Origin of the sequence: Aurantimonas marianensis (assembly GCF_024195285.1) — a bacterium.
Taxonomy (GTDB): Bacteria; Pseudomonadota; Alphaproteobacteria; order Rhizobiales; family Rhizobiaceae; genus Aurantimonas; species Aurantimonas marianensis.
In genome coordinates, this window is the sequence record NZ_JALHBS010000069.1 from 72,064 (window position 1) to 93,890 (window position 21,827).

The 21,827-nt window shown below is 64.7% G+C and carries 25 protein-coding genes and 1 tRNA gene; 9 read left to right on the top strand and 17 right to left on the bottom strand.

The window, feature by feature from the left end; translation table 11 throughout:
- Positions 1–3: 3 nt before the first annotated feature.
- From MJ956_RS11865 to MJ956_RS11895, 7 genes are all read right to left on the bottom strand, one after another.
- The gene (locus MJ956_RS11865) at positions 4–1,215 is read right to left on the bottom strand and encodes a vWA domain-containing protein (protein WP_253964666.1); all 1,212 of its coding nucleotides are present in this window, start codon (positions 1,213–1,215) and stop codon (positions 4–6) included.
- Positions 1,212–2,096: an AAA family ATPase gene (locus MJ956_RS11870; RefSeq protein ID WP_253964667.1), complete on the bottom strand. Its 885-nt coding sequence runs from the start codon at positions 2,094–2,096 to the stop codon at positions 1,212–1,214. The genes MJ956_RS11865 and MJ956_RS11870 overlap by 4 nt, the downstream gene beginning before the upstream one ends.
- A gap of 87 nt (positions 2,097–2,183) precedes the next feature.
- Positions 2,184–4,604, bottom strand: coding sequence for an aerobic carbon-monoxide dehydrogenase large subunit (locus MJ956_RS11875; RefSeq protein WP_253964668.1), 2,421 nt, complete (start codon positions 4,602–4,604; stop codon positions 2,184–2,186).
- On the bottom strand, positions 4,601–5,101 hold the full coding sequence (locus tag MJ956_RS11880) for a (2Fe-2S)-binding protein (protein WP_253964669.1): 501 nt from the start codon (positions 5,099–5,101) through the stop codon (positions 4,601–4,603). The genes MJ956_RS11875 and MJ956_RS11880 overlap by 4 nt, the downstream gene beginning before the upstream one ends.
- Positions 5,102–5,110: 9 nt before the next feature.
- Entirely contained in the window at positions 5,111–5,983 is an 873-nt protein-coding gene (locus tag MJ956_RS11885) for an FAD binding domain-containing protein (protein WP_253964670.1), read from the bottom strand.
- Between the two features lie 154 nt (positions 5,984–6,137).
- Entirely contained in the window at positions 6,138–7,340 is a 1,203-nt protein-coding gene (locus MJ956_RS11890; protein WP_253964671.1) for an MHYT domain-containing protein, read from the bottom strand.
- Positions 7,341–7,574: 234 nt separating this feature from the next.
- Complete coding sequence (locus tag MJ956_RS11895) at positions 7,575–8,411, bottom strand: alpha/beta fold hydrolase (protein WP_253964672.1); 837 nt, start codon at positions 8,409–8,411, stop codon at positions 7,575–7,577.
- A 421-nt stretch (positions 8,412–8,832) separates the two neighbouring features.
- Between MJ956_RS11895 and MJ956_RS11900 the strand changes: the two genes are divergently transcribed.
- A complete protein-coding gene (locus tag MJ956_RS11900; protein WP_253964673.1) occupies positions 8,833–9,291 on the top strand; it encodes a methyltransferase family protein in 459 nt (152 codons plus the stop codon).
- Positions 9,292–9,346: 55 nt separating this feature from the next.
- Here the strand turns inward: MJ956_RS11900 and MJ956_RS11905 are convergent, their stop codons facing one another.
- Complete coding sequence (locus MJ956_RS11905; protein ID WP_253964674.1) at positions 9,347–9,601, bottom strand: DUF6552 family protein; 255 nt, start codon at positions 9,599–9,601, stop codon at positions 9,347–9,349.
- Complete coding sequence (locus tag MJ956_RS11910; RefSeq protein ID WP_253964675.1) at positions 9,591–10,292, bottom strand: SDR family oxidoreductase; 702 nt, start codon at positions 10,290–10,292, stop codon at positions 9,591–9,593. The genes MJ956_RS11905 and MJ956_RS11910 overlap by 11 nt, the downstream gene beginning before the upstream one ends.
- 117 nt (positions 10,293–10,409) lie before the next feature.
- Here MJ956_RS11910 and MJ956_RS11915 point away from each other — a divergent pair, with 117 nt between their 5' ends.
- Entirely contained in the window at positions 10,410–11,300 is an 891-nt protein-coding gene (locus MJ956_RS11915) for a LysR substrate-binding domain-containing protein (protein ID WP_253964676.1), read from the top strand.
- Between the two features lie 26 nt (positions 11,301–11,326).
- On the opposite strand, the gene MJ956_RS11920 is transcribed toward MJ956_RS11915, so the two are convergent.
- From MJ956_RS11920 to MJ956_RS11940, 5 genes are all read right to left on the bottom strand, one after another.
- Complete coding sequence (locus tag MJ956_RS11920; RefSeq protein WP_253964677.1) at positions 11,327–11,680, bottom strand: SHOCT domain-containing protein; 354 nt, start codon at positions 11,678–11,680, stop codon at positions 11,327–11,329.
- A gap of 126 nt (positions 11,681–11,806) precedes the next feature.
- Positions 11,807–12,739: an SDR family oxidoreductase gene (locus MJ956_RS11925; protein WP_253964698.1), complete on the bottom strand. Its 933-nt coding sequence runs from the start codon at positions 12,737–12,739 to the stop codon at positions 11,807–11,809.
- 23 nt (positions 12,740–12,762) lie between these two features.
- A complete protein-coding gene (locus tag MJ956_RS11930; RefSeq protein WP_253964678.1) occupies positions 12,763–13,044 on the bottom strand; it encodes a hypothetical protein in 282 nt (93 codons plus the stop codon).
- A 43-nt stretch (positions 13,045–13,087) separates the two neighbouring features.
- Positions 13,088–14,290 carry a tRNA epoxyqueuosine(34) reductase QueG gene (queG, locus tag MJ956_RS11935; protein WP_253964679.1) on the bottom strand — a complete coding sequence of 401 codons (1,203 nt, stop codon included), beginning with the start codon at positions 14,288–14,290 and terminating at the stop codon, positions 13,088–13,090.
- A complete protein-coding gene (locus MJ956_RS11940) occupies positions 14,271–14,414 on the bottom strand; it encodes a hypothetical protein (RefSeq protein WP_253964680.1) in 144 nt (47 codons plus the stop codon). Before MJ956_RS11940 ends, queG begins: the two co-directional genes overlap by 20 nt.
- Between MJ956_RS11940 and MJ956_RS11945 the strand changes: the two genes are divergently transcribed.
- Both MJ956_RS11945 and MJ956_RS11950 read left to right on the top strand, forming a co-directional pair.
- On the top strand, positions 14,413–14,997 hold the full coding sequence (locus MJ956_RS11945; RefSeq protein ID WP_253964681.1) for a hypothetical protein: 585 nt from the start codon (positions 14,413–14,415) through the stop codon (positions 14,995–14,997). The two genes, MJ956_RS11940 and MJ956_RS11945, sit on opposite strands and share 2 nt — an antisense overlap.
- Positions 14,972–15,433: a hypothetical protein gene (locus MJ956_RS11950; RefSeq protein ID WP_253964682.1), complete on the top strand. Its 462-nt coding sequence runs from the start codon at positions 14,972–14,974 to the stop codon at positions 15,431–15,433. Before MJ956_RS11945 ends, MJ956_RS11950 begins: the two co-directional genes overlap by 26 nt.
- Positions 15,434–15,541: 108 nt before the next feature.
- Here the strand turns inward: MJ956_RS11950 and MJ956_RS11955 are convergent, their stop codons facing one another.
- Positions 15,542–16,234 carry a glutathione S-transferase family protein gene (locus MJ956_RS11955; protein WP_253964683.1) on the bottom strand — a complete coding sequence of 231 codons (693 nt, stop codon included), beginning with the start codon at positions 16,232–16,234 and terminating at the stop codon, positions 15,542–15,544.
- Positions 16,235–16,584: 350 nt separating this feature from the next.
- On the opposite strand from MJ956_RS11955, the gene MJ956_RS11960 reads away from it, so the two are divergent.
- The gene (locus MJ956_RS11960; RefSeq protein WP_253964684.1) at positions 16,585–17,391 is read left to right on the top strand and encodes an undecaprenyl-diphosphate phosphatase; all 807 of its coding nucleotides are present in this window, start codon (positions 16,585–16,587) and stop codon (positions 17,389–17,391) included.
- Positions 17,392–17,602: 211 nt separating this feature from the next.
- Here MJ956_RS11960 and MJ956_RS11965 read toward each other — a convergent pair whose 3' ends face one another.
- A complete protein-coding gene (locus MJ956_RS11965; RefSeq protein ID WP_253964685.1) occupies positions 17,603–18,607 on the bottom strand; it encodes a complex I NDUFA9 subunit family protein in 1,005 nt (334 codons plus the stop codon).
- Between the two features lie 208 nt (positions 18,608–18,815).
- Here MJ956_RS11965 and MJ956_RS11970 point away from each other — a divergent pair.
- The 4 genes from MJ956_RS11970 (at position 18,816) to MJ956_RS11985 (ending at position 21,281) form a co-directional block, all read left to right on the top strand.
- Positions 18,816–18,900, top strand: a tRNA-Leu gene (locus tag MJ956_RS11970).
- A gap of 186 nt (positions 18,901–19,086) precedes the next feature.
- On the top strand, positions 19,087–20,304 hold the full coding sequence (locus MJ956_RS11975; RefSeq protein WP_253964686.1) for a tyrosine-type recombinase/integrase: 1,218 nt from the start codon (positions 19,087–19,089) through the stop codon (positions 20,302–20,304).
- Between the two features lie 88 nt (positions 20,305–20,392).
- Complete coding sequence (locus MJ956_RS11980; RefSeq protein WP_253964687.1) at positions 20,393–20,971, top strand: hypothetical protein; 579 nt, start codon at positions 20,393–20,395, stop codon at positions 20,969–20,971.
- Positions 20,972–21,074: 103 nt separating this feature from the next.
- Positions 21,075–21,281 carry a helix-turn-helix transcriptional regulator gene (locus tag MJ956_RS11985; RefSeq protein WP_253964688.1) on the top strand — a complete coding sequence of 69 codons (207 nt, stop codon included), beginning with the start codon at positions 21,075–21,077 and terminating at the stop codon, positions 21,279–21,281.
- On the opposite strand, the gene MJ956_RS11990 is transcribed toward MJ956_RS11985, so the two are convergent.
- On the bottom strand, positions 21,278–21,796 hold the full coding sequence (locus tag MJ956_RS11990; RefSeq protein ID WP_253964689.1) for a hypothetical protein: 519 nt from the start codon (positions 21,794–21,796) through the stop codon (positions 21,278–21,280). The two genes, MJ956_RS11985 and MJ956_RS11990, sit on opposite strands and share 4 nt — an antisense overlap.
- Positions 21,797–21,827: the final 31 nt, after the last annotated feature.

Consider the following 21,827-nt stretch of genomic DNA (forward strand, 5'->3'; position numbering starts at 1 on the left):
CCGTCACAGTTTCGCCAGATAGGGTTCGAGATCGGCAAGGCTTTGCAGCGTGTGTGCTGGCGCATAGAGGTCGACATGGGGCAGCGCCGCCTTGATGCCTGCGGCCTCCGGCGCGTAGCCCTCCCAGCCGATCATCGGGTTCAGCCAGACGATCCGGCGGCAGCGCCGGGCAAGCCGCGCCATCTCGCGGCCAAGCAGCGCCGCGTCGCCGGTTTCGTAGCCGTCGGAAACGATCATGACGCAGGTCCGCGAATGGATCACCCGCGCCGCGTGCCAGCGGTTGAAGGTCTGAAGGCTCTCGCCGATCCGCGTGCCGCCGCCGGCGCCCTGCGCCATCATCGACAGACGGTCGAGCGCGCGGACGGGGTTCTTCTCCTTCATCGCGTCGGAGACGTGAGCGAGCCTCGTATGGAACAGGAAGGCGTCGGCCTCGCGGAATTCGTCCAAAACCCCGTGGATGAAGCGCAGAAAGACGCCGGTGTAAAGGCTCATCGAGCCCGACGCGTCGAGCAGCATGACCAGCCGCAACGGCTTCTCCTTGCGGCGGCGCTTCACAAGGGAAATCGGCACGCCGCCATGGCTGATATTGCGGTGGATGGTGCGGCGAAGGTCGAGCCGGTAGCCACGCCGGCGGGCGAGATCACGGCGGGTGAGCCGCGTGCGCATGGTCCGCGCCAGCCGCGCGGCGATGTCGTGGGCCGCCGCGATCTGCGCCGGGTCGGCGATCTTGCGAAAATCGGTGTCGCTAAGATTGTCGGCGCGCGACGCGCCTTCCATGCGGCCGACGCCGTCGCGGTCCTCGCCGGGCTCGTCGCCGGCGGGCATCTGGTCCGGCGCCGTGTCGCCGCCGGAATGGGCCGCGTCGTTGCGCAGATTCTTGAGCGACGGGCTGTTGGCGGCCTTGGTCGAACCGGAGATCGCCGAGCGCGAGCGCACCCGCTTGCCGAGCCAGAAGGCGTCGAACAGGCCGTCGAAGACCTCCCAGTCGGCCTTGCGCGCCGCGAACAGATGCTTGAAGGCCGCCCGCAGAAGAGCGGGCCGGTCACCATAGCCGGACGCCAGCAACATCGCCGCATCCTGGCCCTCGCTGAGGCCGACGGCAAAGGCATTGTCGCGCAGGGTCCGCAGAAAGGCCGCGAGCTTGTCGGCAACGAGCGTCGCCACCGCGTCCGGCTCGACCGGCAGAAGGGCCGGAGCGGGACCGCCGGTGCTCACGCCACCTTCCCCAGCAGGCGCTCCGTCACTTCCCGCGACAGCCGCGCCTTGTCCTCATGGGTCTTCAACAGGCACATCAGCGTTTCATGCACCGTCTCCGGCCGGTCGGCGAGATCGCGCACGTCGAGGCCGACCAGCGCCGCCGCCCAGTCCAGCGTCTCGGCGACACCGGGAACCTTGCGCAGATCCTCCTTGCGGATGCTCTCGACCATCCGCGCGATCTGCAGCGACAGCGAGGCGCCGGCGCCCTCAACCCGCGCCATGATGATGCGGGCCTCGCGATCGACGTGGGGATAGTCGACATAGTGATAAAGGCAGCGCCGGCGCAGCGCGTCCGACAGCTCGCGCGTGCCGTTCGAGGTCAGCACGACATGCGGGATCGAGACGGCGGTAATTGTGCCGAGCTCGGGGATCGTGACCTGGAAGTCCGACAGGAGCTCGAGCAGAAACGCCTCGAACTCCTCGTCGGCGCGGTCGATCTCGTCGATCAACAGGATCGGCGGCCTTTCCCGGCGGATCGCGGCGAGGAGCGGGCGCTCCAGGAGGTATTTTTCCGAGAAGATCTGATCCTCGATCTCGCCCGCCTTGCCGCCCGCTTCAACCTGATGCGCCTGGATCGCCAGCAATTGCCGCTGGTAGTTCCATTCGTAGAGCGCCGCCGACTGGTCGAGGCCCTCGTAGCATTGCAGCCGGATCAGCTCGGCCGAATGCACGGCCGCCAGCGCCTTCGCGTCCTCGGTCTTGCCGACCCCGGCCTCGCCTTCCAGAAGCAGCGGGCGCTTTAGAAGGTCCATCAGCGAGATCGCCACCGCCAGTTCGCCGTCAGCGATGTAGCCCGCCGCGGCGAGGCGCTCGGCGATCTGGTCGCGGGACAGACTCATGGCCGGTGCTCCGGTCTCCCCCGCGGCGTCGGCCGCGCGCCGATCGTAACGCGCGACGCCGCCATGCCTTGCCCTCTCACGACAGACTCAACCGAGCGCGCCGAGGTCTTTCGCCGCCTTCCAGTTGCGCCAGAAATCATGCGGCATCTGGATATGCGTCGAGCCCAGAAACGAAAAGGCGTCGTTGACGGCGTTGGAAAAGGCCGGCACGCCGCCGACATTCGGGCTTTCGCCGACGCCCTTGGCGCCGATCGGGTGATGCGGCGAGGGCGTGACCGTGAAATCGGTCTCCCAATGCGGGGTCTCGACGGCGGTCGGCATGAAGAAATCCATGAACGAGCCGGTGATGACGTTGCCGGTCTCGTCGTAGCGGATTTCCTGGCCCATCGCGATGGCGAAGGCTTCGGTCAGACCGCCATGGACCTGCCCCTCGATGATCATCGGATTGATCCGCGTGCCGCAATCGTCCAGCGCGTAGAAGCGGCGGATCTTGTAGACGCCGGTGTCGACGTCGATCTCCATCACGCAGATATAGGCGCCGAAGGGGTAGGTCATGTTGGGCGGATCGTAATAGCTCACCGCCTCCAGCCCCGGCTCCATGCCTGGCGGCACCGAATTATAGGCCGCCCAGCAGATGTCCTTCATCGACATGGTCTTTTCCGGCAGGCCCTTCACCCGGAAGCCGTCGATGTCCCATTCCAGATCGCCTTCATGGACCTCGAGCTTGTAGGCCGCGATCATCTGCGCCTTGGCCTTGATCTTGCGCGCCGCCATGGCGATCGCCGCGCCGGCCACCGGGGTCGAACGCGAGCCGTAGGTGCCGAGACCGTAGGGCGCGGTGTCGGTGTTGCCCTCCTCGACCATGATGTCGTCGGCGGGAATCCCGATTTCCGTCGCGATGATCTGCGCCCAGGTGGTTTCGTGCCCCTGGCCCTGGCTCTTGGAGCCGACGCGGGCGATGCCGGCGCCGGTCGGATGCATCCGGATCTCGCAGCTGTCGAACATGGCGATGCCGAGGATGTCGCAGTTCTTCGACGGGCCGGCGCCGACGATCTCGGTGAAGAAGGACACGCCGAGGCCCATGATCTCGCGCGTCTCGCCACGCTTGAAGGCCTCGCGCTTTTCGGACTGCTCCTTGCGCAGGCCGGCGTAGTCCACCGTCTCCATCATCTTCTTCATGGCGGTCTGGTAGTCGCCGGAATCATATTCCCAGCCGAGCGCCGAGTGATAGGGAAACTGCTCCGGCTTGATGAAGTTCTTCAGCCGCAGTTCGGCCGGGTCCATGCCGAGCTTCTGGGCCAGAATGTCCATCCCGCGCTCGATGCAATAGGCGGCCTCCGTCACCCGGAACGAGCAGCGATAGGCGACGCCCCCCGGGGCCTTGTTGGTATAGACGCCGTCGACCGCCACATGCGCCGTCGGGAAATCATAGGACCCGGTGACGATGTTGAAGAAGCCGGCCGGCCATTTGGACGGATCGGCGCAGGCGTCGAAGGCGCCGTGATCGGCCAGCACATGGACGCGAAGCCCGGTGACCTTGCCCTCCCTGGTCGCGGCGATCTCCGTGGTCATGTGGTAGTCGCGGGCGAACGACGTCGTGGTCAGGTTCTCGATCCGGTCCTCGACCCATTTCACCGGCTTGCCGGTGACGATCGTGGCGACGGCGGCGCAGATATAGCCCGGATAGGCGCCAACCTTGTTGCCGAAGCCGCCGCCGATATCCGGCGCGATCACGTGAATCTTGTGTTCGGGGATCTTGGCGATCAGCGCCACCACCGTGCGGATGACGTGCGGCGCCTGGAAGGTGCCCCAGATCGACAGCTCGCCGCGGATCTTGTCGAAGGAGCAGACGCACTGGCAGGTTTCCAGCGGCGAGGGATGGGTGCGGTGATAGGAGAGCATCTCCTTGATCGTCACGTCGGCCTTGGCGAAGGCGGCGTCGGTCAGCTCCCGATCGCCCACCGTCCACTCGAAAACATGGTTGTGGTGCTTGCGCGGCCCGTGCGCGCCCTCGGTTTTGCCGGCCAGATCCTCGCGCAGCACCGGCGCGTCGGGCGCCATCGCGGTGAACGGATCGATGACGACGTCGAGTTGCTCGTATTCGACCTCGACGGCGTTGATGCCGTCGTCGGCCGCGTAGCGGTCGGTGGCAACGACGAAGGCCACTTCCTGATTCTGGTAGAGCACCTTGCCATCGGCCAGCACCATCTGCACGTCGCCGGCGAGCGTCGGCATCCAGGCGAGATTGACGCCCTTGAGATCCTCGGCGGTCAGCACGGCCAAAACGCCCGGCACCTTCAGCGCCGCTTCCGTGTTGATCGAAACGACCCGCGCATGCGGATAGGGCGAGCGCACGAAATCGCCGTGCAGCATGCCCGGCAGCTTCAGGTCGTCGACATAATTGCCCTTGCCTTGGGTAAAGCGCACGTCCTCGACGCGCTTGCGCTTGCAGCCCATGCCTTCGAGATTGGCCTCGCGTTGTTCGCGCGTCGGTGCCATGTCGTTCATTGCGCGGCCTCCTGAAACTCGGTGCCGTTGATCTTGGCGGCCGCGTACTGGATCGCCTTGACGATGTTCTGGTAACCCGTGCAGCGGCAAAGATTGCCGGCGATGCCGAAGCGGATCTCCTCCTCGCTGGGCGTCGGGTTCTCCTGCAGCAGACGTTGGGCGCGCAGGATCATGCCCGGGGTGCAGAAGCCGCATTGCAGGCCGTGCATCTGCCTAAAGCCCTCCTGCAAGGCCGACAGCGTGCCGTCGGCATTGGCCACGCCCTCGATCGTGGTGATCGCGGCGCCTTCCGCCTGGACGGCGAACATCGTGCAACTCTTCACCGACATGCCGTCGATATCGATGGTGCAGGCGCCGCAATGGGTGGTCTCGCAGCCGATATGCGTGCCGGTGAGCTGCAAATTCTCGCGGATGAAATGGACGAGCAGCGTGCGCGGCTCGACGAGGCCTTCGACCGTCTCGCCGTTCACCGTCATCGTGACATGAGTTTTCGCCATTGTTCCCCCTCAGCCGGCTTCGCCGGCGCGGCCAGCAGCGCGGGTCAGCGCCCGCGCGACCATGATGCCGCCGACGTGTTTGCGGTATTCGACCGGACCGCGCGTATCGGCGGCGGGCGACATGATCGCCTCGGCGGCGGCGGCGGCCTTTTTCAGCGTCGCCTCGTCGAGACTGGAGCCGACGACGAGCCCGGCCGCCTCTTCGGCGAGCAGCGGCGTGTCGGACAGATTGGTCAGCCCGATCGCGCAGGTCGCCACCGTGCCGCCTTCCATCGTCAACATGACGGCGGCGGCTGCCGTAGCGTAGTCGCCGACCTTTCGTTTCAGCTTTTCATAGGCGTAGCCGTGGCCCTTTGCCGGTGCCGGGATGGCGATCGCCGTCACGATCTCCCCCGGCTCCAGCGCGGTGACATAGGCGCCCTGATAGAATTCCGCCGCCGCGACCTCGCGGACGCCATTCTGTCCTTCGATCCGGTAACGCGCGCCCAGCGTCATCATCAGCGCCGGCATGTCGTTGCCCGGATCGCCATTCGCCACATTGCCGCCGATCGTGCCGCGATAGCGCACCTGCGGGTCGGCGATCAAAAGCGCCGTCTCACGAAGGATCGGCAGCGATGCGGCGATGGTCTCGTCGGCAAGCAGTTCGTGCTGGGTCGTCATCGCGCCGATCACGATCGTGTCGTTCTCGCGGCTGATACCCTTGAGCCCGGAGATGGCGCCGAGGTCGACGAGATGCTCGGGCGCGGCGAGCCGCAGCTTCATCATCGGGATCAGGCTGTGGCCGCCGGCAAGAAGATTTGCTTCCTCGCCGAGCGATGCCATGAGCTGGACCGCCTCAGCGACGGTCGCCGGCCGGTGATAGTCGAACTGGCCCGTTATCATCGTTCCTCCCCTGTCCTTTCTCGCGATGGGCGCGGACATTGGAAGCTAGGCTGTTCCGTGGTTCGCGCCTCGGCAAGACAGCCGCCGTCAACGGGTCACGAACGCCCGGATTGCGCACGAAGCGCCGTTCTCGACACACGAACTGCGTCAGTATCTATGACGTGTTCTTGGCTTTCTGTGGCCGGGCGCCGTGCCGGGCGAGGCCAAGACGGGTCTTCAGTTCCGCGATCCTTGCCCGGCTCACCGGCACCTGGTGCGGCGCCGGCCCGTCGAGTTCGACGATGCCACCGTCGCCCGCCCGACGCACCGAGGCGACATGCGGGATCGCCACGATGTGGCTGCGATGCACCCGCACGAACTGGGCCGGGTCGAGTCGTGCCTCGGCCGTCGAAATCGACCACGGGCACATCCGCTCGCGGGTGCCGTCATGCACCAGCGTATAATGCGCGTCGGCCTTCACGCCGCGCACCTCCGCGACGTTGATGAAATGCGTGCCGTCGGGCCCTTCGACCGGCAGCCGCGTCACTGGCGGCGACGATAACGGCCCCTCGTCAGTCGGCGCATGAATCGCGCCAGCACCGAGTGCGCCCGTCGCGGACGCCGCCTCGCCGAAGCCCGCGGGAGCAAAGGCATGGACCGTCCGCTGGCGCGGTTCGGGAACCAGCAGCAGCAGGAAGCCCGCGGCGACGACGAAACACAGCAGCGCGACGATCAGCGCCAGAACTTCGGCCGACGCGACCAATCCGATAGGGCTCGCGCCGCCCAGCGAGTCGAGCCGCTGCAATCGCATCCCGTACATCGCGGTGTAATGCATGCCGGAGACGGCAAGGCCGAAGGCGACGGCGCTCGGCGCCAGCCGCCGGCCATCATGCGCGGCGATCAGGATTCGCAAGCCGCCGTAAGCCGTGCCGAAGGCGATGAGCGCCGCGAGACCGACCATGACGGGGTCGTGCTCGATGGCGAAATCGCCCGCCAGACCGTGAATTCCCACATAATGCATGGAGACGATACCGACGCCCAGCAACAGCGCCGAGGCAATCACGCGCCCTTCGGACGGTTCGCCGACGCTGACGAAGAACAGCGAAACGCCGACGACCAGCGCGCAGATCAGAAACGAGACGATCGTCGGCAGAACGAGATAGCCGGCGGACTGCGGAAGCGGCGCGGCCAGCATGCCGATGAAATGCATGGTCCAGATGCTTACGGCGAGGAACACGGCCGCGCCGGCCAAGAGCAGCCGGCGGGTCAGCCCCGGCGCGCCGCGAACCCGCGCGGCGAGGCCGAAGCCCGTGTATCCGCCCAGAATCGCGACCGTCACCGAGAGGGCGACCAGATAGAAATTGTGCCCGTCGAACATCTTGCTACCGGAACGCGCCAGGCACCTTCCGGCGCGCCTTCCTCCTCGCGAAGAAGTCTATAACCGCCGGGACGGCAATGACAAATTGCCGGTGCCGCCATTTCGGTCAGGACGATCGATCGGCGTAAAGCGATCATTCTTGCTGACGTTCATCAGACCCGCCAGGGCTCCCGAAACGTTGCGAATTCAGCTTCCTCGGCCGGGCCGGATGACCGCCGGATGGAAAGCGCGCGGCTAACCCGCGCGGGCCAGCAGGGACCGGGATTCGTTGCCTCGCGCAACCGCCTCGAGGAAGTGCCGGAAGACGGGATCGAATGAGTCCGGCGTTTGCCGGAAGGGCGCGTGGCCGGCACCGTCGAGGACGTGGCATCGGCCTTCCCACAGCGTCGGGCAGCACAAGCTCTCCAGATAGCTCAGCTCCGCGAATGGCTCCTGCGATCCGTTGACGATGGCGACGGGGACGAATGCGCGTTCGAGAACGGCTTTCTGATCCGCCCAGTCGCCGCTCATCATGCTTCTGGCTAGAAGCGGCCGCACACGCTCGTCGGTCCGGGCGATCATCCGCTCAAGTTCGCGATTGCTGGTTTCTCCCAGGCAGACACGGGCAAATCGCTTGATTTCGCGCGGCGTCAGACGGCTCTTGGCCAGAAGATGCATGTCGCGCCGCAATTGATAACCGCGCATCACCCCCAGTATCCCGCTCGCGATCGGAGGGGCACCGACGATCATCACGCCGGCGATCCCGGGATGGCGATGCAGCATTTCCAGCGCGATATGGCCTCCATACGACCATCCGAACACGGCCGCATGCTGTATTCCGAGGGTATCCAGGAGTTCGAGGGCGACGTCGGCATACCCGGACACCGAATAGGTTCGCGCGGGGTCGCAAGCGTCACTCGATCGGCCGTGTCCAGGAAGATCGAAGGCGATCATTCGATAGATTTCCGCCTCCGGACTCTCGATCTGCCGGCGGAAGACCTCCTTGCAGCTCGAGTTACCGTGAACGAGCAGAACCGGGAGACCCTTGCCGCAGGTCTCGACGACGGAGACCTCGCCGTGGGTCGTTCGCACCGTTTTACACGCAACCGACATTCACTCGCACCGCGTCAAGACGCGCAACGATGCGCATCAGGAAGCGACATTTATGCGCCACAAGCGTTTACGTTGGGTTGAGGTTGGTTCTTTTCCCGGAAGTTAACGGATTATTTGGCGTCACGCGACCTCCGACCTCTTCTGCAAGCGCCGATATGCAAATTCTGATTGCATTTCGCGAGTGGCTCCGCGATCATCCCCACTCGGTACTTGCGGTACGAGCGAACTTTTCACAGCTCGAACTCTCAGCGCGACACTTGTTCACATAAAAACGATGCTAGCATCCATGCTGAATGATTTAATATTATCGTTATCCAGTGTTTCTCTTTTTTGTCTCTTCGCATGGGCGATTAGAAATCACTTCGCCGGAATGTCGATTCCGTCTGGCATGAAAATAGTCATGGCGATGTCGACCCTTGGATTAGCCGTTTTCCTTATTACACTTTGGATGACGCCGCCATCTCCGTGGTTAACTCTGACATCTTTATCAATACAATTTTTTTCATTCCTGATTTTTATGTTGAGCTTAAAATCATCCGTAGCACATCAGCAATTTCTCGCTTTTAGCGATGAAGATCCGCTTTGTTTGATTGAGAACGGAATCTATAATTATGTCCGACACCCATTTTATACGTCATATATATTATTTTGGCTGGCCTGTTTCGCGGGAGCACCCACCGTAGCGACCCTACTGATTTTGATCATATTAACAACATTGTATGTAACCGCGGCGCGCAAAGAAGAAGCCAGTTTCCTCGGAACCCGCTTTGCTGAGCCCTACGCCAGGTATCGATCCCGTGTCGGCATGTTTATCCCGAAATTGGGGCTGCCCCCCGTCATGCGAAACGATCCGCGGTGAGCATTCTTACCCCCGGCGCGGCATTCGCCGAACCTTTCGCGGCAGCGAGAAGCCGTCAGCTCGCGAGCCCCACCGCCATCGCGCCGAGCGCGACGAGGTGAATCAGGATGATCGCCCGATCCTTCCACAGGATGCCGACCGCGAACCAGCCGATGAGCCCGGCCAGAAACAGATAGATGTTCCACGGCGTCCATCCGAAGGCGGTCGCCGTATAGCCCATGATATGGATGATCGACGCGACCCACTTGACCGCGAAGGCGATCTGGCCGGCGTCGCGCGGTGGCGGTACCGGGACGGCTTCAGACAGCACGGGTCAATCCGCCGTCGACGCGAATGTTCTGGCCGGTCATGTAGGCAGCGTCATCGGAAGCGAGATAGGCGATCAGCGACGAGATTTCGCCGGCCTTGCCGTAGCGGCCCATGGGAATGCGGGCGCGGCGGTCCTCGGTCTCGGGCAGGCTGTCGATGAACCCGGGAAGAACGTTGTTCATCCGCACGTTGTCGGCGGCGTATTTGTCGGCGAACAGCTTGGTGAAGGCGGCGAGCCCCGCCCGGAAGACACCCGAGGTCGGAAACAGCGGGTCCGGCTCGAAGGCGGCGAAGGTCGAGATGTTGACGATCGAACCGCCGCCCCGCCCGATCATGATCGGCGCGACGATCCGGGTCGGCCGGATGACGTTGAGCAGATAGACCTCCATGCCGGTGTGCCAGTCCTCGTCGCTGATCTCGAGCACCGGCCCCTTCGGCCCGTGTCCGGCCGAATTGACCAGCACGTCGACGCGGCCCCAGCGGTCCATCGCCAGATCGACGAGCCGTTGCAGATCCGCGACCGACCGGTTCGAGCCGGTGACGCCGACGCCGCCGAATTCGGCGGCCAGCGCCTCGCCCTTGCCCGATGACGACAGGATCGCGACCTTGTAGCCGTCGGCGGCCAGGCGCTTTGCCGCGTCGGCGCCCATGCCGCTGCCGCCGGCTGTGATGAGGGCTACTTTCGAGGTCATGACCGTTCTCCGTTGTCTCTGACCGGCGCCAGAATGGACCACCGACGGCGGCTTGACCAATCATGTCTCGTCGCGCGAGACTGCAGAATTTCTACTGCCTCAACAGGGACGTTCCCCGTGCGAACACGGAATCTGAACGCGCTGCGGATGTTCGACGCCGCCGCGCGACATCTGAACTTCCGGCTCGCGGCGGAGGAACTGAAGCTGACGCAAGGGGCCGTGGCGCAACAGGTGCGCCGGCTCGAGGCCGAGCTCGGAGAGGTGTTCTTCCACCGCAAGGCACGCGGCCTCGCGCTGACCGACATCGGGCGGAGCTACCACGCGCCCGTGCGTCGGGCGCTGGCGATCATCGATGAGGCCACCCGGACGCTGCGGCCGGAGACCGCTCGCGTCACGCTGAGCGTCACGCCCTCCTTCGCAGCGAAATGGCTGGTGCCGCGACTGAGCCGCTTCGAAGCGGCCCACCCGGAGATCGACCTGCGCACCGTCGCCAGCGAACGGATCGCCGATTTCCAGCCCGACGGCGTCGACATCGCCATTCGCCACGGGCAACCGCCGTTCGAACGCGGCACGCACGGCACGCTTCTCGCCCCGCTCGATCTCTGTGCCGTCTGCAGCCCCGGATACGCGCAGTCAGCCGCGCCGATCGACCGGTTCGAGGATTTTGCCGCGCACCGGCTGATCCAGGACAGCCATACTTTCTGGGAAACGCTGTTCGAGCACAGCGGGGCCACGGCCCGCCATCGCTTCATGCAATTCAATCAGACATCGCTTGCCATGGACGCGGCGGCGAACGGACAGGGCGTCGCGCTGGCGCCGCGCCTGCTCGTGGCGGACGAGATCGCAAGCGGCAAGCTCGTCCTTTTATGGCGCGACGCGGGCCCGGATCGGAGCGGCTACCACATCGTCCACCCGATCGCGGCAAAACCGAACCCCGCCAGGAACGCCGTGATCGCGTGGATCCTATCCGAGGCCGGCGGAACCGACGACGGACATCCGCCGCGATAGCTTGGCCTCGCGCGGCGATTCCCCGGTCATTCGCCGAGAGTGCGCCTGCGTTCCTCGAAATCGGCCTTGTCGATCTCGCCGCGCGCATAGCGTTCCTTGAGGATATCGTGCGGCGAGCGCCCGCCCTGCTGGCTGGCCGCCTGCATCGTCGGCCACGTTCCGCCGCCGAGCCAGCGTACCAGGAGGACGATGAGGCCGATCACAATGGCCAGAAACAGGATCATGAAGAAGGGACCGAAGATCATGCCGTACCAGCCTCCATCCCAGCCCATATGCGGGCCATAGGCGTATCGATAGGATTCCGTCTGCTGCGCCAGGGCCATGCCCGGCAGTAGGGCGACGGCCGCGACCGTCGCGGGAATGAGTGTGGGCCTGATCATCGCGATGCTCCGTGGTTTCCGGCTCGGGCGGCGCGCACGCGCGCTCCGCTTTGCCAATCCGGACACCATGAAACGTTCCAGCAGCCGCCGCCTTGACGCGGATCAAACCGGGCGCCGGCAAACGCCTTACCCTTGCTGTGCCGACCGAAAATCACCGACCAGCCCCGCCAGGCCCTCGCGATAGGTCGGATAGCGGAAGCGATACCCCGCCGCCTTGATCCTGGCGTTGGAAACCCGCTTGTTCTCGCCGTAGAAACTGCGCGCCATCGTCGACAATTCGGCGGCGTCGAATTCCCCCTCGGGCGGCGGCGCGATGCCGGCGAGCTCGGCCGCATGGGTGACGACGTCCTGCGGTGGCGCCGGCTCGTCGTCGCTGACGTTGAACACACCGCCGAGGCGCTCGCCGGCAAGCAGCGCCAGCGCCCCGGCGATGTCGTCGACATGGATGCGGTTGAACACCTGGCCGGGCTTCACCAGCCGCTTGGCGGTTCCCCTGGCGAGATTGACGAAACCGTTGCGGCCCGGCCCGTAAATGCCGGAGAGCCGCAGGATCGCCAGCGGCACGCCGCGGGTCTTGGCGACGGCCTGCCAAGCGGCCTCGGCCGCGATCCGCGCCCTGGAACGCTCGGAGACCGGGCGCGTCTCGCTGCCCTCGTCGATCCAGGCGCCCTCATGGTCGCCATAGACGCCGACCGTCGACAGATAGCCGATCCATTCGAGGTTCGGGCTGCCATGGGCGATCTCGTCGGCGTACCAGCGCAGCGCCGGGTCGCCGGGCCGGGCGTTGGCGCCGCCGACGGAGGCGCCGGCCGGGGCGGCATGGCCGGGCGGGATCGAGACGAGAAGATGCGTGGCGCGAAAGAGCGCCGGCGCGATGCCGTCGGCCGGATGCTCGCCATCGAAGACGAAGGGCGTCAAGCCGTGCGCGGCGAGCGCGACCGCCTTGCCCCGTGAACGGACGGTGACGCCGGTGACCGCCTTCCTGTCGACGCTTGCCGGTTTGAGCGTCTCGACGAAGCGCGAAGCCGAATAACCGTGGCCGAAGACGAAGAGCCGCATCCTGGACAGACCGGATATGTCGGTCATGCCGCTCGACCGTCACGACGCGAATGACGCCGGCCGGCTGGACCGATCTCATCGACCTCGAGCCGACCGATCCTGAGACGGCCGATATCCGCGGACCCGACCTTCGCCCGACCGATCGACAGCCGGCCGATCGCCAGCGCCCCAATCGCGCCGACAGCGAGGGCGCCGATCGCCAGCGCCCCAATCGCGCCGGCCCCGATCGGCTGGCGGCGGCGCAGAGCGTTGGGTAGCTCGTTGCCGGCCCATTGCAGCGAGCGGCGGGCCTGCTCGACCCTCATTCGACCGGACTCGACCGCGGTTTCGCCGGCCTTAACGGCAGCATCACGCTCCGTCTCGGCCGACTGGCTCGTGTTCCTGCCCCAGCGCATGCCATTCGCTCCTGACGTTCGGATTGCCTTCGCTATCGAGCGCGCCGACGCGTTCACGCAAGGCGTCGGCGCGATCCAGGCGGTCCAGCGCCCAGATCGCCATCGCCCGAACCAGCGGCGCTGGGTCCCGCAGAAGTCCCCGCACCAAGGGAGCCAGAGTCGGATCACCGGAATTTCCGGCCGCGATCAGGCAGTTGGAAACGAACTTGTCGCGACCGATCCGCTTCACCGGCGAACCGGAAAACAGCGCCCGGAAGCCAGGATCGTCGAGGGCGAGCAGTTCCGCAAGGCGCGGCGCGCGCAATTCGTCGCGCGCGATCAGCTTGGCCTCGCGGGCGCTCGCCGCGAACTTGTTCCAGGGACAGACCGCGAGGCAGTCGTCGCAGCCATAGATGCGGTTGCCCATTGCGGCACGGAACTCGCGCGGGATCACTGCCCTGGTCTCGATGGTCAGATAGGAGATGCAGCGCCGCGCATCGAGCTGATAGGGCGCGGGGAAGGCGTCGGTGGGGCAGATGTCCTGGCAGGCGCGGCAGGAGCCGCAGAGATCGCGGCCCGGCACGTCGGCGGCAAGCTCGAGCGTCGTGAAGATCGAGCCAAGGAAGAGCCAGGAGCCATGCACGCGGCTGACCAGATTGGTGTGCTTGCCCTGCCAGCCGAGGCCGGCGAGCTCGCCGAGCGGCTTTTCCATCACCGGCGCGGTGTCGACGAAGACCTTGGCGTCGTGGCCGCTTGCCGGCCCGCCGGCCTTGGCGATCAGCCGCGAGGCGAATTCCTTCAACCGGCCCTTGATCACCGCGTGATAGTCGCGGTGGCGGGCATAGACGGAGATCGCGCCCCGGTCCGGCCGCTGCAGGATCGCCAGCGGGTCCTCGTCGGGCGCGTAGCTCATGCCCAGAACGACAATCGAGCGCACCTCGGGCCACAGCGCCCTCGCCGAGCGGCGCCGTTCGGCCGTGTCCGCCATCCAGTCCATGGTGCCGTGGCGGCCCTCGGCGAGGAAGTCATCGAGACGCGGACCGGTCGCGACGTCGCCGGCGCCCGGTGCGATGCCGACGGCGTCGAAGCCGAGGCGGCGCGCGTCCTCGCGGATGAAGGCTTCCAGGCGGTCGGACACGGGTCCGGCCGGTCTCGCGTCAGGTGACGTTACGTCCATCGTCTGCATTTTCGGTTGCCGACGCGCCGATCCTGACGGCGGCTTCACTTTCATTTTCATCCAGCACCAATTGAAAACCATTCCTGTTTTGGCGATACTCGGCCTGGATGACGGAGGATCCCATGAATCCCGCGATCGTCAACTGGGTGACATTGGCCCTTTTGTTCCTGCTGCCAATGGTTCCCGCTTTTTTCCTTTATCGTTTCCTTCCCGCTGCCGGCGAGGTGGGTGGTACCCTCTACGGCGTTCCGATCAAGTTGACCGGATCGATCGCCGGCTATGTCGTCGTGCTCCTGATCGGCGTCAACTATGTGAGCATCGACGATGTGGCGGGGACCAACCGCTACCAGCTGTATACGATCGCGGGGTCCGTGAAACTGGAAGGAATGAGGGATGAGCCGGACTACCGCCAATTGACAATTACCTACGCCCCCCGTTCCTACGAGATCGGGCGGCCTTATGGAGAAGGCTTTCTGGACTGGAAGGTGGTAACTCTTCGACCCGCCGATCGCAGGGTTGAGGGCTATCAGCCCTTGGCCGACATTCTGATCGGCTATCCGGATTTCGTGACGCAAAAACTTCAATTGTCTTCCGCGCAGGCGAACGGGGCGACGACGTCGCTCACGTTCGAGCCGGTGACGTTGCGCAGGAAGCGCAGCCTCACACCGATAGGAGAAAACGATGCCGAGGTCGTTTTGCTCGAATAGCGTCCGCCCGGTCGCCTCGATCACGGTGGTCGTCGCCCTGGTTTCGTCCCTGCATCCGATCCCGGCCGAGGCCGGCGGGTTGTTCGGCGACGTCATGGCATTGCCGAAAGCCGCCTCGGCGGCGGTCACTGGTTCTGTTCCGGCCGAAAACGGGGGTGTTGGGACGAACAGCGGGACCACGGCGAGCCCCGGAAAGATCGACATTTCGAAAGACCTGCCATTGAAGCCCCTCTCCAACCAGCTGATCGAGTTATGCAGTGTGACGGGCAACGATTGCGTGAGCCAGGTCACCGACGCGACCGGCTACTATCAGTTCGATGACATCGAAAGCGGCACCTACAGGCTGCAAACCCTGGGAAGTGACGGCGCGCTTCTCAAGAACGAGATCACGGTTCCCGCCGACACATTCAAGGAATTGCGGGTTCTGGCGCGATAGAGCGGCGGCCTCTTGCGGACCCTGGACATGGCGCGGTCGAGTCGCGCGGCGTAGAAACCGGGCTTTTGATTGCAATGGGATCCCATCGACCTCGATCCCGGGTACCGTTCAGAAATCCAGCTCGCCGTAATGATGCACCGGCGGCAGGCCGCGCACCCGCTCGCTGAGCAGCGGGCGGAAGGACGGACGCGACTTCACCCGCATGTACCAGTCCTTGGCCGCCGGCTCGTCGTCCCAGGGGACTTCGCCAAGGTAGTCGAGGATCGACAGCGCGGCGGCCGCAGCCAGATCGGCGTAGGAAAGCTTCGTGCCGGCCAGCCAGTCGCGACTTTCGGCCAGCCAGCCGAGATAGCGCAGATGGTGCTTGAGATTGGCTCGCGCGGCGCGGATCGCCGCGGCGTCGGGCGATCCGCCACCCTCCTGCGGCTTCATTTCCAGCTTGAGGACCCGCTCGCGCACCAGATAGCGCGTGACCTCGCCGTCGAGCTTCACCAGGAACCATTCGGTCAGCCGGCGCACCTCGGCCCGCTCGATCGGCTTTTCCGGCAACAATCGCCGGTCGCGCTGGAAGACGCCGCGCGTCTCGTCGAGATATTCGCCCACCACCGTCGCACCGACGATCGGCGGGCCGTTGTCCTCGATCATTACCGGCAGCGTTGCCGCCGGATTGAGGGCAAGGAATTCCGGGCGTTTTTCCCAGGTCCGCTCCTGCAGGAGCTCGGCCCGCTCGCCGTACTCTCCGAGCACCAGCCGCACAAAGCGCGAGGCGGCGGACATCGGATGATGGTGGAGCTTCAGCATGGAAACGGTCGGGAACTCTTGCGTGGAGGCGCGGGCTCGGCCGGCGGTGCCGGACCATGATGATGTCGAAACACGCGACCGCCCGATCACAGGGATCGCGTTGACCGGGATTGTCGCAGGCGCGCGTCAACGAACCCTGAACGGCGTTTCGCCGGTGCTTGCGCGCCACATAGCAGCATCCGTGTGGCTTGCAAGATGTTGCAATACGCGGCCGAAGGGAGTCAAAGCGCTGCGGGCCCTGTTCGGCGTCGCGCGTTCCTGCCCATGCGCGTCCTGACCCGGACCGGCATCGAAAGCTTCGCATCAGCCTTTCCGCCTAGATCGCGACCACCATCGAGGACGACGCTTTTATGGAAACTCGGGCCATCATCGACGCGGTCATCCTCGGCATTACCGAGGGTCTCACCGAGTTCATCCCGGTCTCATCGACCGGGCATATCCTTCTGCTCGGCCATTTCCTCGGCTTCCAGTCGACGGCCCGGACCTTCGAGGTGCTGATCCAGCTCGGCGCGATCCTGGCGATCCTCGCCGTGTATTTCGCCCGGCTGTGGCAGCTGTTCATCACGCTGCCGTCGAGCCCGAGAAGCCGCCGCTTCGTCGCCGGCATCGTGCTGGCCTTCCTGCCGGCGGCCTTCGCCGGCGTCCTGGCGCACGACTTCATCAAGACAGTGTTGTTCGAGACGCCGATGGTCATCTGCGTGGCGCTCGTCGTCGGCGGCATCCTGCTGCTCGTCGTCGACCGGATGCCGCTCAAGGTGCGCTATCACGACGTGATGGACTATCCGCTCTCGCTGTACCTGAAGATCGGCCTGTTCCAGACCCTGGCGCTCATTCCCGGCACCTCGCGCTCGGGCGCCACCATCGCCGGCGCGCTCTTGATGGGTACCGACAAGCGATCGGCGGCGGAATTCTCGTTCTTCCTGGCCATGCCGACGATGCTCGGCGCGTTCACCTACGATCTGATCAAGAACTGGAACACCTTGTCGCTGGACGATTTCGGGCTGATCGCCATCGGCTTCGTCATGGCGTTCCTGTCGGCGCTCGTCGTTGTCCGCGGCCTGCTGGACTTCGTGTCGCGGCACGGCTTCGCTCCCTTCGCCTGGTGGCGGATCGGGGTCGGCCTTGCCGGTATCGTGGCGATCGTGGCGATCGGATAGCGCACAGCCGGTTTGGACGCCCGCTGATGGATCGAATTCGACATCCGATACCATGTGCCGCGGGCTCGAAAGCAAGTGCCGAATCTTGAGGGATCCACGACAGTCGTAAAGTTGCTGGTGCCCTTTTTTCGGTGTTCGCCCGCCGGGGGCGCTCCAAAGCGGGATGCGAATGTCGAAATCGGACCGCTGGTGACGGGCCCAGCGTTCCGGCTCAGACGAATTCCTTGTCGTCGGGCCTCAGACCGCCAGCCTGCGGCTGCGGGGTCGTGAACTGGCCCTGCGGCCGGAAGCGGATGAGATAGGTCGGCAGGATCGCGTCGATCGTATGCCCCTTCAGCCCGAAAGCCGCGAGGTCGCGGCCTTCGGCGATGGCTTGCTGGGAGACCACATTGTCGCGCCGCAACTGGCGGACCTGGTCCTCGGTCAGCGGCGCCCCGGGCAGAAACCGCATGGCTCTGGCCATCGAGGCCGCCGCGCCGAACGGAATCGTGACGAAGCGGCGCCTGCGGCCGATCACGTCGAGCATCTCCTCCATCATTTCCCGGAAGGTGAGAATTTCCGGACCGCCGAGTTCGTAGGCGCGGCCGCCCGCCACCACGCCGTCCACCGTCGCGGCGATCGCCTCGGCGACATCGCCGACATAGACCGGCTGGAAACGGGTGCGACCGCCGCCGATCAGCGGCAGGACGGGGGAAAACCGCGCCATCTCGGCGAAGCGATTGAAGAACTGGTCTTCCGCCCCGAACACGATCGACGGCCGGATGATGAAGGCGTCCGGAATGGTTTCGAGGACCGCCTGTTCGCCGGCCGCCTTGGTGCGGGCATAGGCGGAATCGGAAGATGCGTCCGCCCCGATCGCCGATATCTGCGTCATCGACGCGCCTACCTCGCGCGCCGCCGCGGCGACCGCCCTCGCTCCGAACGACTGCACCGCCTCGAAATTCTGACGGCCGCTTTCGGCGAGAATCCCGACGAGATTGATCACATGGTCGGCGCCCACGACAGCCCGATCCACCGACCAGCGATAGCGCAGATTCGCCTGGACCGGCATGATCTGGCCCATATTGCCGTTGGTCTGCAGATGATAGGCCAGATCCGGCCGCCGGCAGGCGACGCGGATGCGATGGCCACGGCTGGCCAGCGCCCGCGTCACATAGCGGCCGAGGAATCCCGAACCGCCAAAGACCACCACCGTCTTGCCCGTGCCGATCGCCATCGTTACCGCGCTCCTTGCTTCGCTTGACGTGTCTCGCCCGGCCCCGCGCGCCCGGCTCGCCTTGCCTCATAGCCGGTTCGCCCGCCCAGGTGAAGGCGCGAAAGCACCGCCGCGTTCCCCTCTTCGTTCGTGCCTGGGCATCGCTGATCGCGACGCGAAAAAATCCGCGTTGACAGGGACCCGCCCAGCTTCTAATGCTCCGCGCCGTGCCCAGGTGGCGGAATTGGTAGACGCGCACGGTTCAGGTCCGTGTGCCGCGAGGCGTGAAGGTTCGAGTCCTTTCCTGGGCACCATTTCCCTATTCGAGACGTTCCAAAACAGTCCGAATAGCAGCCCAAACCCCTAGAAACGCTGAATTCTTGATCCGACGTTGTCCAGCGCGGGGTGTTGGTATCCAATTCATTTGTTGGTAGTTTTGTTGGTATCGGCTGCGGAATGCGGTTGGAACCGAAACTCGATACCAACAAACGGATGGCGGAATGTCGCTCTCTGACCTGCAAATCAAGGCTTTTAGACCTTCCGAGCGACCCGCCAAACACAGCGACGGCGGCGGGCTTCATTTGTTGGTATCGCCGACCGGCTCGAAGCTCTGGCGGGTGTCCTATCGCTTCAGCGGAAAACAGAAGCTTCTCTCGCTCGGTCCCTATCCGACGGTCTCACTGGCGGATGCGCGCGCACGGCGCGACGCGGCGAAATCGCTTCTCAAACAAAACATCGATCCGTCGGAAAAATCGAAGCTCGATCGGATCGCGTCGACGACGTCGCGCGCGACCACGTTCGACGCCGTGGCGGAAGAGCTACTTTCGAAATCCGGGCGCGAAGGCAAAGCCGAAGCGACCCTGACGAAGAAACGCTGGCTGCTCGGATTGGTCCAGTCCGACATCGGCGGCCGGCCGATCACCGAAATCAGCGCGGCGGAAATCCTCGTCCCGCTTCGCCGTGTCGAAGCGCAAGGCAATTATGAGACCGCGCGCCGGCTTCGTGCCGTCGTCGGCCAAGTGTTCCGATATGCGATCGCGACGGCGCGCGCCGAGAACGATCCGACCTACGGGCTTCGCGGCGCCCTCACCGCCCCAACCGTCACGCATCGCGCGGCCTTCACCGACTGGCAACGCTTTGGCGGCCTGCTTCGCGCGATCGAGAGCTATGAGGGTTCGACCGATACGCGCGCGGCGCTGAAGCTTCTCGCCTTGCTCTATCCTCGACCGGGCGAATTACGGCAGGCGGAATGGAGCGAATTCGATCTAAAGAAGCGCGTTTGGACGCTACCGGCCGCGCGAACGAAAATGCGGCGAGAGCATCGCAAGCCCCTTTCCGAAGCGGCGGTCGCAATCCTTGAGGATGTAAAAAGCCGCTCGGGGTTGGGACGCCTCGTTTTCCCAGCGATTCATACGGCCTTGCGGCCGATGAGCGAGAACACGCTGAACGGCGCCCTTCGCCGGATGGGATTCGACAAGGACGAAATGACGTCGCACGGTTTTCGCGCTTCGGCGTCGTCCCTCTTGAACGAAAGCGGTCTCTGGCATTCGGACGCGATCGAAGCCGAGTTGGGCCATGTCGGCGCCGACGAAGTGCGGCGCGCGTATCACCGCGCGGCCTATTGGGACGAGCGGGTGAAAATGACGGAATGGTGGGCCTCGGAGGTGGCTCGCGCCGAAATGGCCCTCTTACCATCCGTGCGTGGCGTCGATGTCTGACGAGAGTCGCGTCATTTTACCCGCCGGCAGGGCTCCCGCGAACTACAACCACTGGGCGCGCGCAAAGGTTTGGACGACGGAAGAATGCGTGGCGCTCGCACTCGGTGCCGAGCCCATCGACGAACCGCCCTACGATCCGCTTCATGAGTATCGAACCGACACTCGCTCCGACGACGAAAAGGCGTTCGCGAAGCGAATTGATCGGATGGCCACGCTAGTCGTTCGACATTTCGGGGGGCAATTCCGTGGCGCCACGATTACCCCTACAACGTTTCTCAACTGGCTTTGGGAACTGGAATTGTGGGTTCCCGATGGAATGGCCGAAGCCGTTGAACGATTCGATAGAAATCCAGTCGATTGGAAGGCGAGAGCGGAGAAGGCCGAACAGAGTCGGGATCAACTTGCAAGTCGTGTGAGCGAATTGGAAGCGGCCATTGCCGATGGAACGGGCAAGTCATCCGGCGCCACCAGGGAACGCGAGAGCCTTTTGAAGCTGATCATCGGCATGGCAACCGGCGGCTACGGCTACGATCCGATGGCTGCGCGGTCTCCGATCCCGGCTGATATCGCGACCGACCTGCAAACGCACGGCGTCTCTTTGTCCGAAGACACGATTCGAAAATACCTTCGCGAGGGTGCCGAGCTGCTTCCGCAGCAAGACGAATAGAGCCCCGCTGAAGCCGAATTCGGGAATGCCCTAACCGAATTCGGCCAAAGCCGCTGGCGGCTCTCCTAAGCCCACCTCGTTCAATCCACGACGAGGTGACATCATGGCAAATCCCGACGAACTTCCCCGCACCGGCTTCCTGCGCTTGCGCTCCATCCTTGCGCCGGCCGGCCCGATCCCTGTTTCCAAATCGACATGGTGGGCAGGTGTCCGCGATGGGCGCTTTCCCAAGCCGACGAAGCTTGGCAGCCGGATTACCGTCTGGCGGGTGGAAGACATCCGCGCCCTTATCGACAACGGAGCGCTCTAAGGGTGGCCCGGCGCCCGAACGGCAGGGCCATCAAGAAACATCGCAACTACACCGTCGACGATTCGGCGCGGACCTTGAAGGTCGCGAAAGGCACCGTTCGGCGATGGCTGAAGGCTGGCTTGCCGGCTCTCACCGATCAGCGACCGACGCTGATACTCGGAAGCGACCTGATCGCGTTTCTCGATGGCCGACAACCCGCGCGGCAGACCTGCCAACTCCATCAAGGCTTTTGCTTCTCCTGCCGCGCGCCGCGCGACCCCGCTTTCGGCGAAGTCGAGATCAGGCCGAAAACGACGGCGACCGCGATGATGCGGGCGCTCTGCGAGCAATGCGCGACGGTCATGCACAAGCCCGTATCCGTCGCCCGGCTCCCCGAACTTCGCGCCAAGGTGACGGTCATGATCGTGCAAGAGCACGAACGCATAGGCGAGAGCCATCCCCCCTGTCCGAATGATCACTTGGAAAAGACGAGGTGAACCCGTGCGAAAACACCATCCCAAAAACGAACGGATCAAGCGCGCTTACGCGATCTATCTCGAAGAGGCG